Consider the following 12538-nt stretch of genomic DNA (forward strand, 5'->3'; position numbering starts at 1 on the left):
CAACGGGATCAAGCCAGGCGGGAACGGACCCGCCTGGATATGGCTTAGTGCTGGAACGGATTGCGTTTTTTCGCCGACGAGGATGCCGGTACGGTGGCGCTCACCGGAGTGGCGGACTGCCTGGCCGATTGGGCGGCATCGGACGGATTACTGCGGGGCGCCCGGGAGGTCTGGCTTGGGTTAACGCCTTCGGCATTGGCGTCCTGATTGGGATTCACCGGCGCCACGCTCTCGGGACTGGTGGCGATGGGTTGCCCAAGGGAGGCGTTCAGCGTACGGATATCATCCTCGTTGAGGGTGCCCAGGGCATTTTTAAGCGTCAGCTGGTTGATTACATAGTTATAGCGGGCGGTGGAAAGATTGCGTTTGGCGTCATACAGCGTGGTGGTGGCGTCCAGCACGTCGACAATGGTGCGGGTGCCAACTTCATAACCGGCTTCCGAGGCATCCAGAGAGCTTTGCGCCGAAATCACCGCCTGGCGATAAGCATCGATGCTGCTGATGGAGGCGGATATGTTATTAAAAGATGACCGCACGGTTTGCACCACGCTGCGATGGGCGCTTTCCAGCTGTTCGCTGGCGCTGACGAAGCTGTACTGCGCCTGTTTGACCTGCGAGGTCACCGCGCCGCCGGAATAGATAGGCACGCTCAGGCTAAGGCCGATGGCGTTCTGGCCGATATTGGTATTGTTATAATTGGCATTTCCGTTGGTCCGCGAACCGTTATAATCGGTATTGCTTAACGATGAACTGGCGGTCAGGGCTAACGTCGGATAATGGCCGGTTTCTTCCAAACGAATCTGTTCCCGCGCAACATCCTGCGACAAGCGGGCGCTTAGCAGGGTCAGGTTGCGCATTTCCGCTTCTTTCAACAGCGCGTTGATTGGCTGCGGCTGGGCGGCTTTAAAACGATCGATATTCAGCGACGCCAGCTGCGGATAAAAGTTGCCGCTGATCTGGCGCAGGCTTTCCAATGCATTATCCACGGTATTGCGGGCATTCACTTCGTCGGCCAACACGGTATCATAGTTGGAGCGGGCGTTTTGCACGTCGGTAATAGCCACCAGGCCGACGTTAAAGCGCTGCGTGGTCTGGTCCAGCTCCCGGTAAATCGATTGCTTTTGCGCTTCGGTATAAGAAAGTGCGTCGATGGCGCTTAATACGTTAAAATAGGCGGTAGCGGTATTAAGAATCAGCGTCTGCTGCTGGGTTTGATAAGTCACATCCTGGACACCGGCGGTTTTTTCCTGCACCGTCAGCGCGCGCCATTTCGACATATCAAAAATGGTCTGGGTGAGCTGCAGCGAGCCGCTGGTCTCATTGGAATTGATATCCCTCTGATCGCGAAAGCCATTGTTATAGGTGTAGTCCACCCCGAGTCCAAGCTGTGGCAGCAGGGGGCTGCGGGCTTCGTTGATCTTTTCAAATGCTGCGTCGCGGTCAGCTGCCGATGCGCGAAGATCCGGATTGGATAGCCGTGCCTGCTGATACACTTGAAGCAGATTTTCTGCCTGACTTAAAGTACTGAATCCGCCGAGGCTCAGTCCAATAAGAAGGGGGAGCAGTTTCTTCATTTGCATTCCTTTTGATACAGCAAAATTGCTATGGTAGCGCTGTCGACAGATAAATATCGCCCGATTCTATCAGAGTCAGCGGAGTGTATGAGGTGGCTGAACGTGCCATCTTGTCTCTATATCACAAAATTTATCACAAACCTGCACTTTGCGGCACAGTGATTGCTTCAGCAACCACGAAATCGCCGATTATACAGACTAGGAGTCGTTAAAATGGCATTAACCGAACCCACACCCGTTACATTCGGTAAAGAAGATGTAGAAATTATTGCACGGGATAAACTTTACCAAGGTTTTTTTTCGTTGGAGCTGTATCGGTTCCGTCATCGCCTGTTTAACGGCGAAATGAGTGGAGAAGTCACCCGGGAAATTTTTGAGCGCGGCCACGCCGTGGTCCTGCTGCCTTATGATCCGATACGTGATGAAGTTGTATTATTGGAACAAATTCGCATTGCCTCTTATGATAGCAGTCCGACCCCCTGGCTGTTGGAGCTGGTAGCCGGTATGATCGAACCCGGAGAAACCCTCGAGCAGGTGGCTCGCCGGGAGTCGGTGGAGGAAGCGGGGCTTCGGGTCGGACGCTGCAAACGGATGCTAAGCTATTTGGCAAGCCCGGGCGGCACCAGCGAACGCCTGACCATTATGGCCGGGGAAGTTGATGCCGGGCTGGCAGAAGGTATCCATGGATTGGTGGAAGAAAACGAAGATATACGTCTTCACGTGGTGAGCCGCGAGCAGGCTTACCGCTGGGTGGAAGAGGGCGTTATCGATAACGCGGCCTCCGTCATTGCCCTGCAGTGGCTGGCCTTACACCATGAATCCTTACGAAAAGAGTGGGCGGATTAATGACCAAGCGCTATACCCCTGATTTCCCGGAAATGATGCGCCTGTGCGAAACGAACTTCGCCCAGCTGCGCCGGCTATTGCCCCGCATTAATGAAGTAGGGGAAATGATAGCCTATCAGGTTAACGGCGCCAGTTATCGCCTGACCATTCTGGAAGCGACCCGTTACACCACCCTGGTGCAAATCATCCAGACCGAACCGCTGGTCAGTTTCTGGAGCCTGCCGTCCATGAGCGTCCGGCTGTATCACGACGCCATGGTTGCGGAAGTGTGTTCCAGTCAGCAGATCTATCGTTTCAAGGCACGGTATGATTACCCTAATAAAAAGTTACATCAACGTGACGAAAAACATCAAATCAACCAGTTCCTCGCGGATTGGCTACGCTATTGTTTAGCGTACGGGGCGATGGCAATTCCAGTGTGTTAGGCAGATTTCAATAACCAAGGATACCCTTTGGAAAGCCTGTTGAGACTTCCTGTGGCGAATGGGGCCATAATCAGGATTTTACAAATCACAGACACTCATCTGTTTGCCGGTGAGGATGAGGCGCTGCTTGGGGTGAACACCTATCGTAGCTATTGTGCGGTACTGGACGCGATAGAAGCGGAACAGCATCGGTATGATTTGGTGGTGGCCACCGGGGATCTGGCCCAGGATCATTCACTTGAAGCGTATCAGCTTTTCGCCAAGGGCATTTCGCGCCTGCCCGCTCCCTGCGTTTGGCTGCCGGGCAACCACGATTTCCAGCCGGCGATGGTTAAGGTGCTTGACGAGTGCGGCATTTCGCCGTCCAAGCATGTGCTTCTGGGTGACAATTGGCAGTTGATCCTGCTGGATAGTCAGGTATTCGGCGTGCCTCACGGCGAACTGAGCGAATACCAGCTGGAATGGCTGGATAAAACCCTTCGGCTGCAGCCGGAGCGCCACACGCTGCTGCTGCTGCACCATCATCCTTCCGCTTCGGGATGCATCTGGCTGGATCAGCACAGCTTGCGCAATGCCCATATGCTGGCGGCGGTGCTGAATAATTTCCCGCGGGTTAAGACCTTATTGTGCGGTCATATCCATCAGGAACTGGATTTGGACTGGCAAGGCCGGCGCGTTCTGGCGTCACCCTCCACCTGCGTGCAGTTCAAACCCCATTGCACCAATTTCACCATCGATTCCGTCGGCCCGGGCTGGCGTTATCTCGATCTCTATCCGGACGGCAAGCTTGAAACCGAAGTCCACCGGTTATCGGGCGTGGCGTATTTGCCGGATACGGATTCGGAAGGCTATTAATGGCTGTTCTGCTCTATCTGCACGGTTTCAACAGTTCCCCTTTATCCTCCAAGGCGACTTCACTCAAGGCCTGGCTGCCTCAGCACCATCCCTCCGTGAAAATGATCGTGCCGCAGCTGCCGATGTATCCCGCCGAGACCGCGGAATTGCTCGAAAGGCTGGTGCTGGAGAACGCCGGCGAACCGCTGGGACTGGTGGGGTCATCCCTCGGCGGCTATTACGCCACCTGGCTATCGCAAACCTTCAAGCTGCCCGCCGTGGTGGTTAACCCGGTGGTACGTCCCTATGAGCTGCTGACGGGATTTTTAGGCGTTAACGAGAATCCCTACACCGGTCAGCGTTATGTGCTAGAGTCTCGTCATATTTACGATTTGAAGTCCATGCAGGTGGAGAAGCCGGCATCGCCGGATCTTATCTGGCTACTGCAGCAAACGGGGGACGAGATCCTGGATTACCGCCAGGCGCAGGAGTACTACACTCATTGCCGTCAAACGGTGGAGTCAGGGGGGAATCATGCATTTATCGGCTTCGAACATTATTTCTCCCCCATCGTGGATTTCCTCGGGCTCGCCGCTGTCTGAATCCTCTGCGCATCGTCTTGTGCGAATTAACACTTTCCGAACCGGTGCCCTTTGCGGTAGGCTCTCCAACAATTTGTCACGATAGTCGATTAAACCATGACACAAGAAACCTATAATGCCGACGCGATAGAAGTGCTCAGCGGACTGGAGCCGGTGCGCCGCCGTCCCGGCATGTATACTGATACCACGCGCCCCAACCATTTGGGACAAGAGGTTGTCGATAACAGCGTCGATGAGGCGCTTGCCGGCCATGCCAAGCGCATTGAGGTGATTCTTTACGCCGATCAATCCCTGGAAGTGACCGATGACGGCCGCGGCATGCCCGTGGACATCCATACGGAAGAGGGCGTGCCGGCGGTGGAACTGATCATGTGCCGCCTGCACGCGGGCGGTAAGTTTTCCAACAAGAGCTATCAGTTTTCCGGCGGCTTGCACGGCGTCGGCATCTCGGTGGTGAATGCACTTTCCATCCGGGTGGATGTCACCGTTCGCCGCAACGGCAATATCTACGGCATCGCCTTCGAGAACGGCGATAAAGTAGAAGATCTATCGATAAAAGGCACCTGCCCCAAACGCAATACCGGCACCAGCGTACATTTTTGGCCCGATCCGCAGTTCTTCGACAGCCCGCGCTTTTCCGCCTCGCGCCTGACCCATCTGCTGAAGGCGAAAGCGGTGCTCTGTCCCGGCGTTGAAATTGTGTTTATCGATCAGGTGAATAACACTGAGCAGAGCTGGTGCTATCAGTCCGGCCTCACCGATTATCTCAATCAGGCGATCAATGGCCTGATTACCCTGCCGGAAGCGCCGTTTGTCGGCAGCTTCGCCAGCGATACCGAAACGGTGGATTGGGCGCTGCTCTGGCTGCCGGAGGGCGGCGAGCTGTTGACCGAAAGTTATGTCAACCTGATCCCAACGCCCCAGGGCGGCACCCACGTTAACGGCCTGCGGCAGGGGCTGCTGGACGCTATGCGGGACTTCTGCGAATACCGCAATATCCTGCCCCGCGGCGTCAAGCTGTCGGCGGAAGATATTTGGGAGCGCTGCGCCTACGTGCTGTCGGTGAAAATGCAGGACCCGCAGTTCGCCGGCCAGACCAAGGAACGTCTCTCTTCCAGGCAGTGCGCCGCTTTTGTTTCCGGCGTGGTGAAAGATGCGTTCAGCCTGTGGCTGAATCAGAATATCCAGGTCGCCGAGCAGTTGGCGGAGCTGGCGATTTCCAGCGCCCAGCGGCGCCTGCGGGCGTCGAAAAAAGTGGTGCGCAAAAAGCTCACCAGCGGACCGGCCCTGCCGGGCAAATTGGCGGATTGCACCGCCCAGGACCTGGCCCGTACCGAACTGTTCCTGGTGGAAGGTGATTCGGCGGGCGGTTCGGCCAAACAGGCGCGGGATCGCGAATACCAGGCCATCATGCCGCTGAAGGGCAAAATCCTCAACACCTGGGAAGTCTCTTCCGATGAGGTGTTGGCGTCCCAGGAAGTGCATGATATTTCGGTGGCCATCGGCATCGATCCCGATAGCGATGATTTAAGCCAGTTGCGCTACGGCAAGATTTGTATCCTGGCGGATGCCGACTCGGACGGTTTGCATATCGCCACCCTGCTGTGCGCCTTGTTCGTGCGGCATTTTCGACCGGTAGTGAAAGGCGGCCATGTCTACGTCGCCATGCCGCCGCTCTATCGCATCGATCTTGGCAAAGAGGTCTATTACGCCTTGGACGAGAGCGAGAAAGCCGGCGTGCTCGAACAGCTCAAACGCAAAAAAGGCACGCCTAACGTGCAGCGTTTCAAAGGGCTGGGGGAAATGAATCCGCTGCAACTGCGGGAGACGACCCTCGATCCCAACACCCGCCGGCTGGTGCAACTGACCATTGATGATGAAGACGTGGAACAAACGCTGCTGATGATGGATATGCTGTTAGCGAAGAAACGCTCGGAAGACCGGCGCAACTGGCTGCAGGAAAAAGGCGACGAAGCTGAAATCGAAGTATGATAATTCCCTCGCGCTCCGCATTTGTCCGGAGCGCGACCTGTCCTTTATCGCCATCCGCCGGGCCGGTATATAAAGCTGCCTGATTACGCGCTTGCGCTGCTTGCCTATAAAAATCATTCTGCCATATCAAGCCATATCCTTTTGCCCGCGCGCTCCGAAACCCTCTGTGTACGCTGTTGCCGCCACATTAACCCGATGTTACTATTTCTGGCTGTAAAGACATACGGACGGTTACACGGCTATATTTCCCGGACTGAGAGACTGCGCTTCTGGAGAATGGATACTTATGATAGTGACTCAGCAATTAGCCGAGCTGGTGGCCGCATGCCATTGGATCGGCGCAAAGGGCTGGTGCCCGGCCACCGGCGGCAATATGTCGGTACGCCTGGACGGGCAAATCTGCCTTATCAGCGAGTCGGGCCAGGATAAAGGCTGCCTGGAGGCCGAACATTTTTTGCGGGTGGATATTTTGAACCAGCGGGTGGACGACCACCGCAGGCCGTCGGCGGAGACCGCACTGCATACGCTGATTTATCGCCGTGACCCGCTGGTAGGGGCGATATTGCATACCCATTCGGTGAATGCCACCGTACTCTCGCTCGCGCAAGCGGGTGATTCGCTGGTCCTGAACGGATATGAAATGCAAAAATCCCTCGCCGGCGTTCATAGTCATTTAACTCCGGTGACCGTCGCAATATTCGATAACGATCAGGATATCGCCGCCCTGGCGGAGCGGGTGGCGGCACGCGATAAGCTGGAGGGACTGCGTCATGGTTTTCTGGTGCGCGGCCACGGCCTGTATTGCTGGGGACGGGATGTTAAAGAAGCCCGACGCCATTTGGAAGGGCTGGAGTTCCTGTTTCAATGCGCGTTGCAGCGTCGTTTGCTGGAGGCGAAATGATCAAGGCCGTCGTGACCGATATCGAAGGTACCACCAGCGATATCCGCTTTGTACATCAGGTCCTGTTCCCTTATGCCCGGGAGCGGCTGTCCGAATTCCTGCGCCGGCGCGAACATGAACCGGAAGTGGCCGCGGCTTTGTCGGAATTGCGCCATGAAATAGCCCGTCCTGGCGCCACCGTAGCCGATATGATTGCTGAATTGTTCAGTTTTATGGATGAGGATTGGAAATCCACCGCCCTGAAAATCATACAGGGCATGATTTGGCGTGAAGGCTACCTGAAAGGGGACTTCCAGGGCCATCTCTATCCCGACGTCGCTCCCCGGTTGGCTGAGTGGCGGCAACAGGGAATCTCCCTTTATGCCTATTCTTCCGGCTCGGTAGAAGCTCAGCAGCTGCTGTTTGGCTACAGCGAGTCGGGAGACTTGCGTCCGCTGTTCAACGGCTATTTCGACACCCGCATAGGGGCTAAACGACAAGCGGCATCCTATCGCAATATTGCCGCCCGCTTGCAGTGCCCGCCTAAGGAAATACTTTTTTTATCAGACATTATCCAAGAGCTTGATGCCGCGCGGGAGGCGGGCTGGCGTACCTGTCAGCTGATTCGGGACCCGGTGAAATGCCCGCCGCTGCATCCCCAGGCAACTCATTTTAACCAAATTGATTTACAGGAGCTGGCCTCATGAGCGCGTTAACCATTTTCACCGATTCCGATGCGAGCCGGCCCATTTGGCAAAGCCGTGACGCCGATGCCATCCGCGGGCAGCTGAATGCGGTCGGCGTCCGTTTCGAACGCTGGCGAGCCGACCGCGAACTGGGCGGCGATCCGCAGCCGGAGGAGGTCCTTGCCGCTTATCAACAGGCCATCCAACGGCTGGTGGCGGAGAAAGGCTATCAAACCTGGGACGTGATCAGCATGCGCGCAGATCACCCCCAACGGCAGGAGCTGCGCGCCAAATTCCTCTCTGAACATACCCATGGTGAAGATGAGGTGCGGTTTTTTGTCGAAGGCTCTGGTCTGTTTTGCCTGCACATCGCGGGGAAAATCCTGCAAATCTTGTGCGAAAAAAACGATTTGATCTCCGTGCCGGCGGGCACACCCCACTGGTTCGATATGGGTGCCGCGCCGCATTTCACCGCCATCAGACTGTTCGACAATCCCGAGGGCTGGGTAGCCCGCTTCACCGGCGATCCCATCGCCGATAACTACCCGCGGCTGGAACGCTAAGACCCGGCCCGCGATCGCCGATCGTGCAGCCAACGTGTTGAAGGCCCACTGTGCAAGGTATGCGGGTTTTGAAAAAGCAATCAGCTAACCAGCGGTCGCCGGAAAACCCCCGCGGCCACCTGCCCGGAGGTAATAACGCCGCTATCCAGCACCCAGGCGCTGATAAGTGATGCAGGAGTCACATCAAAGGCCGGATTATAAACCTCCGCGCATTCCGGCGCCCAGCGGCAGCTGCCGAAACCGCCGCTTACGCCGGTAACTTCCCCCGCATCCCGCTGCTCAATAGGAATCGCACCCCCATCGGCGCACGCCGCGTCATGGGTGGTATGTGGCGCGGCGACATAAAACGGGACGCCATGGTAATGCGCCAGCACCGCCAGGCCATAGGTGCCGATTTTATTGGCCACGTCGCCGTTGGCGGCGATGCGATCCGCCCCCGCCCAAACGGCGTCCACCTCGCCCCGGGCCATAAGCCCGGCGGCCATGGAATCGCAAATCAGGGTATAGGGTATGGACAGTTCGCCCAGCTCCCAGGCGGTCAGGCGTCCGCCCTGCAGCAGCGGCCGGGTTTCACCCACCCACACCCGTTTCACTTTGCCCTGTCGATGCGCGCGGCGTATCACTCCCAGCGCGGTGCCGATACCGGCGGTAGCCAGCCCGCCGGTATTGCAATGGGTCAACAGGCGGCTGCCGGGACTCACCAGCGTCGCGCCATGGCCGGCGATAGCCTCGCAAAGCGCCCGATCTTCCTCCACCAGCCGCAGCGCTTCCCGTCCCATGGCATCGCAATAATCGGCCGTTGCCAGCGCTTCGCCCATCCGCGCCAGGTTATTCATCAGATTCACGGCGGTGGGGCGCGCCGCCAGCAATTGCGCCAGGGCGGACAACAGCTCCGTGCGCGACATCCCTTGCTCCGCCAGCAGGCCCAGCAGCAGGCTGGCGGTCAAACCAATCAGCGGCGCGCCGCGTACCCGAAGGGCGCGGACATGATCAATAAGCTCATGCACAGTGGAGACCCGATACCAGTTTTTTTGCTGCGGCAGCGCCTGCTGATCCAATATCCACAAGCGGTTATCCAGCACCCGCAAACTGGTGGCGTTAATGTTCTGCATCAGTTGTTAAATCCTTTTAGGTTATTGCGCCAAAAAAGGTATTCTGCCAACATGACGTAAAGAAGTATAGACGTCCATACTCTTAAATAGAGGTGCTGAAATATGTCCGCTTACCGTACGCTTACCGCCGCCGATGCCGTTGATTATGCCCGCCGTTATGCCGGGCTCAGCGACGCGGAAACGTTGATAAACGCCGAGGAGGTGGGGGACGGCAATCTCAATCTGGTGTTTAAAATCCTCGACGGCCAAGGCGTTAGCCGGGTAGTGGTCAAACAGGCGTTGCCCTATGTGCGCTGCGTCGGCGAATCATGGCCACTCACCCTCGATCGCGCCCGTATCGAGGCAGAAACCCTCCTTGCCCATGGCCGTTATTGTCCGCAGCATACCGTGCGAGTCCTGCATCATAACGCCGGTCTGGCGGTGATGATTCAGGAGGATTTGTCTTCCATGGCCATCTGGCGGCGGGAACTGGCCTATGGCCGCTATTATCCCCAGGCCGCCCGCCAATTGGGGGAGTATCTGGCCAGAACCCTGTTTCATACCTCGGATTTCTATCAGCATCCCCACGAAAAAAAAGCCGAGGTGGGCCGGTTCAGCAATCCGGAAATGTGCCAGATCACCGAAGATCTGTTTTTCACCGATCCCTACGGCGGCCACGACCGTAACTCCTACGAGCCGGCGCTGAACGAAGCGGTGGCCTCATTACAAAGCGATTCCGATCTCAAGCTGGCGGTGGCGGCGCTTAAGCATCGTTTCCTCACTAAAGCGGAAGCATTGCTGCATGGCGATATCCATACCGGATCGATCTTTGTCGCCGAAGACCGGCTAAAGGTTATCGATGCGGAGTTCGGTTATTACGGCCCCATCGGGTTTGATATCGGCACCGCCATCGGCAATCTGCTGCTGAACTACTGCGGCCTGCCGGGATTGCTGGGGCCGCCTGAGGCCGCCGCGGGCCGTGAACAGCGTCTGCAGGATATCGGCGAACTGTGGCAGGCCTTTGCCGGGAGATTCCGGACGCTGGCGGCGGAAAACACCCGAGACCCCGCCCTTGCCGAATCGGGCTATGCCGGCTATTTCCTCCGGCAGGTCTGGACCGATGCCCTGGGCTATTGCGGTACCGAATTGATTCGCCGCACCATCGGCCTGGCCCATGTGGCGGATCTGGATACCGTGACCGATGCCGCCATGCGGCATAAATGCCAGCATCATGCATTGAAGCTGGGTAAAATGCTGATCCTGTCGGCGCCGCGCATCGACGATGCGGCGGCGTTGATGGCCTGCATACGGCAGAGCGGCTAAGGTTCCGTCCGGGGCGGCTTAATACAGCCCCGGCCTGTCAATTTCATTTTCTTCTTCTATACTCATTTAAAGATATCATCCACTTAACTCCGCATTGATGATATCCCACCTCACAAGAAGGAAACGGAATGAAAATATTTCTCTGGATTATCGCAATTATCTTTATTGTCGGCCTGCTGACCATTACCGGCGTATTTAAATTAATCTTCTAGGACAACATCGGCGCCAATCAGGTCAGGCGTTCCCGGCCACCTTGCGAGGCCGCAATGAACGCCTTAACTGAGTGACCCCGTTTCAGCATGCTACTCCGCTGCGGCGTCGGTTAAGGCGGGCCGTTTTGTTTCGCTGAGCATAGTCAATAACAGCAACAGCACCGCCAGGACGCAGCCGCCTATCATGACCATGAAACCGCCGTCCCAGCCGAAGAAATCCACGGTATAGCCGATAACGGCGCTGGCGGCTATGGAACCGCCCAGATAACCGAACAGGCCGGTAAAACCAGCGGCGGTACCGGCGGCTTTTTTCGGCGCCAGCTCAAGCGCATGCAGGCCTATCAGCATGACCGGACCGTAAATCAGGAAACCGATGACCAGCATGCACAACATGTCCACACCGGGGTTGCCGGCCGGATTGAGCCAGTACACCACCGTGGCGATGGTCACCAGCACCATGAAAAAGACGCCGGTGGCGCCGCGATTCCTGTTAAAGACCTTGTCGGACATCCAGCCGCACAGCAAGGTACCGGGAATACCGGCGTATTCATAAAGAAAATAGCTCCAGGACGATTTTTCCAGCGTGAAGTGTTTCACTTCTTTCAGGTAGGTGGGCGACCAGTCCAGAATGCCATAGCGCAGCAAATAGATAAAAACGTTCGCCAGCGCGATGTACCACAATAACCTGCTGGGCAAGACGTACTTCAACAGGATTTCACGGGTGGTGAGTTCCCGTTCGGCGTTTTCCCCGTCGTAGTGCTCCGGAAAATCATTTTTATATTCTTCGATGGGCGGCAGTCCGCAGGATTGCGGCGTATCGCGCACCAGCAGCCATGCCACCAGCGCCATGGCCATGGCCGCCAGCGCCGGCAGATAGAGTTTGCTGTGCCAGTCGCCAAACAAGGCCATGCCCACCATGGCTAATAGTGGCGGTATACCGCCGCCGACATTGTGGGCGCAGTTCCATACCGAGACAATCGGCCCCCGTTCCTTATGGGACCACCAGTGCACCATCACCCTGCCGCAGGCGGGCCAGCCCATGCCCTGAAACCAGCCGCAGATGAACAGCAGGACATACATGATGGCGATACCGGAGGTCGCCCAGGGCACCAGCCCCATGAAAAGCATTACCGCCCCGGCGAGAAACAGGCCGGTGGGTAGAAACAGGCGGGCATTGGACCGGTCGGAAACCGATCCCATGACAAATTTGGAAATACCATAAGCCAGGGAAACGCCGGACAGGGCAATGCCCAGATCTCCTTTTGAAAATCCCTGTTCCATCAGTTGGGGCATCGCCAGGGCGAAGTTTTTCCGCACCAGATAATAAGCGGCATAGCCAAAAAAAATGCCGAGAAACAATTGCCGGCGCAAACGGCGATAAAGAGGATCGGTGCTTTGATCCGGTACCCTTGGCCGATGGGCGGCGGGTTTGAACAAACTTAACATCTTATCTCCGGTATTGTCATGGTATGGGCTGCCTGCGGTTTCAGGCGGCGGAAGTATGAACGTC

Annotated in this window: 12 protein-coding genes; 9 read left to right on the forward strand and 3 right to left on the reverse strand. The window is 56.8% G+C overall.

What is annotated here, in order from left to right; translation table 11 throughout:
- Window positions 1-44: 44 nt before the first annotated feature.
- The gene (gene tolC / locus ACL2XO_RS05250) at window positions 45-1574 is read right to left on the reverse strand and encodes an outer membrane channel protein TolC (RefSeq protein ID WP_413742325.1); all 1530 of its coding nucleotides are present in this window, start codon (window positions 1572-1574) and stop codon (window positions 45-47) included.
- Window positions 1575-1787: 213 nt separating this feature from the next.
- On the opposite strand from tolC, the gene nudF reads away from it, so the two are divergent.
- From nudF to ACL2XO_RS05290, 8 genes are all read left to right on the forward strand, one after another.
- Window positions 1788-2420 carry an ADP-ribose diphosphatase gene (gene nudF / locus ACL2XO_RS05255; protein WP_132923471.1) on the forward strand — a complete coding sequence of 211 codons (633 nt, stop codon included), beginning with the start codon at window positions 1788-1790 and terminating at the stop codon, window positions 2418-2420.
- Window positions 2420-2845: a DUF1249 family protein gene (locus ACL2XO_RS05260; protein WP_203522851.1), complete on the forward strand. Its 426-nt coding sequence runs from the start codon at window positions 2420-2422 to the stop codon at window positions 2843-2845. The genes nudF and ACL2XO_RS05260 overlap by 1 nt, the downstream gene beginning before the upstream one ends.
- 27 nt (window positions 2846-2872) lie before the next feature.
- Window positions 2873-3700, forward strand: a complete 828-nt coding sequence (cpdA, locus tag ACL2XO_RS05265; RefSeq protein ID WP_207917854.1) for a 3',5'-cyclic-AMP phosphodiesterase — start codon at window positions 2873-2875, stop codon at window positions 3698-3700.
- Window positions 3700-4281 (forward strand): esterase YqiA, encoded by a 582-nt coding sequence (yqiA, locus tag ACL2XO_RS05270; RefSeq protein ID WP_413742326.1) that lies wholly within the window; start codon window positions 3700-3702, stop codon window positions 4279-4281. The genes cpdA and yqiA overlap by 1 nt, the downstream gene beginning before the upstream one ends.
- A 96-nt stretch (window positions 4282-4377) precedes the next feature.
- On the forward strand, window positions 4378-6273 hold the full coding sequence (parE, locus tag ACL2XO_RS05275; protein ID WP_413726551.1) for a DNA topoisomerase IV subunit B: 1896 nt from the start codon (window positions 4378-4380) through the stop codon (window positions 6271-6273).
- A gap of 286 nt (window positions 6274-6559) precedes the next feature.
- The gene (locus ACL2XO_RS05280; protein ID WP_413742327.1) at window positions 6560-7174 is read left to right on the forward strand and encodes a methylthioribulose 1-phosphate dehydratase; all 615 of its coding nucleotides are present in this window, start codon (window positions 6560-6562) and stop codon (window positions 7172-7174) included.
- Window positions 7171-7860 (forward strand): acireductone synthase, encoded by a 690-nt coding sequence (mtnC, locus tag ACL2XO_RS05285; RefSeq protein WP_413742328.1) that lies wholly within the window; start codon window positions 7171-7173, stop codon window positions 7858-7860. The genes ACL2XO_RS05280 and mtnC overlap by 4 nt, the downstream gene beginning before the upstream one ends.
- Window positions 7857-8402 carry a 1,2-dihydroxy-3-keto-5-methylthiopentene dioxygenase gene (locus ACL2XO_RS05290; protein ID WP_413726554.1) on the forward strand — a complete coding sequence of 182 codons (546 nt, stop codon included), beginning with the start codon at window positions 7857-7859 and terminating at the stop codon, window positions 8400-8402. Before mtnC ends, ACL2XO_RS05290 begins: the two co-directional genes overlap by 4 nt.
- Window positions 8403-8482: 80 nt before the next feature.
- Here the strand turns inward: ACL2XO_RS05290 and mtnA are convergent, their stop codons facing one another.
- Window positions 8483-9514: an S-methyl-5-thioribose-1-phosphate isomerase gene (mtnA, locus tag ACL2XO_RS05295; protein ID WP_413742329.1), complete on the reverse strand. Its 1032-nt coding sequence runs from the start codon at window positions 9512-9514 to the stop codon at window positions 8483-8485.
- A gap of 102 nt (window positions 9515-9616) precedes the next feature.
- Here mtnA and mtnK point away from each other — a divergent pair, with 102 nt between their 5' ends.
- On the forward strand, window positions 9617-10816 hold the full coding sequence (gene mtnK / locus ACL2XO_RS05300; protein ID WP_413742330.1) for an S-methyl-5-thioribose kinase: 1200 nt from the start codon (window positions 9617-9619) through the stop codon (window positions 10814-10816).
- Window positions 10817-11118: 302 nt separating this feature from the next.
- Here mtnK and glpT read toward each other — a convergent pair whose 3' ends face one another.
- Window positions 11119-12474: a glycerol-3-phosphate transporter gene (glpT, locus tag ACL2XO_RS05305; RefSeq protein ID WP_413742331.1), complete on the reverse strand. Its 1356-nt coding sequence runs from the start codon at window positions 12472-12474 to the stop codon at window positions 11119-11121.
- Between the last annotated feature and the right edge of the window lie 64 nt (window positions 12475-12538).

The organism is Sodalis sp. RH15 (assembly GCF_047324255.1).
GTDB classification, from domain to species: Bacteria; Pseudomonadota; Gammaproteobacteria; order Enterobacterales; family Enterobacteriaceae; genus Acerihabitans; species Acerihabitans ligni.

Coding starts and splice junctions, on each gene's coding strand:
- glpT (WP_413742331.1), bottom strand. CDS start 12,474: ATGTTAAGTTTGTTCAAACCCGCCGCCCATCGGCCAAGGGTACCGGAT.
- ACL2XO_RS05280 (WP_413742327.1), top strand. CDS start 6,560: ATGATAGTGACTCAGCAATTAGCCGAGCTGGTGGCCGCATGCCATTGG.
- nudF (WP_132923471.1), top strand. CDS start 1,788: ATGGCATTAACCGAACCCACACCCGTTACATTCGGTAAAGAAGATGTA.
- parE (WP_413726551.1), top strand. CDS start 4,378: ATGACACAAGAAACCTATAATGCCGACGCGATAGAAGTGCTCAGCGGA.
- mtnA (WP_413742329.1), bottom strand. CDS start 9,514: ATGCAGAACATTAACGCCACCAGTTTGCGGGTGCTGGATAACCGCTTG.
- mtnK (WP_413742330.1), top strand. CDS start 9,617: ATGTCCGCTTACCGTACGCTTACCGCCGCCGATGCCGTTGATTATGCC.
- yqiA (WP_413742326.1), top strand. CDS start 3,700: ATGGCTGTTCTGCTCTATCTGCACGGTTTCAACAGTTCCCCTTTATCC.
- mtnC (WP_413742328.1), top strand. CDS start 7,171: ATGATCAAGGCCGTCGTGACCGATATCGAAGGTACCACCAGCGATATC.
- ACL2XO_RS05290 (WP_413726554.1), top strand. CDS start 7,857: ATGAGCGCGTTAACCATTTTCACCGATTCCGATGCGAGCCGGCCCATT.
- tolC (WP_413742325.1), bottom strand. CDS start 1,574: ATGAAGAAACTGCTCCCCCTTCTTATTGGACTGAGCCTCGGCGGATTC.
- ACL2XO_RS05260 (WP_203522851.1), top strand. CDS start 2,420: ATGACCAAGCGCTATACCCCTGATTTCCCGGAAATGATGCGCCTGTGC.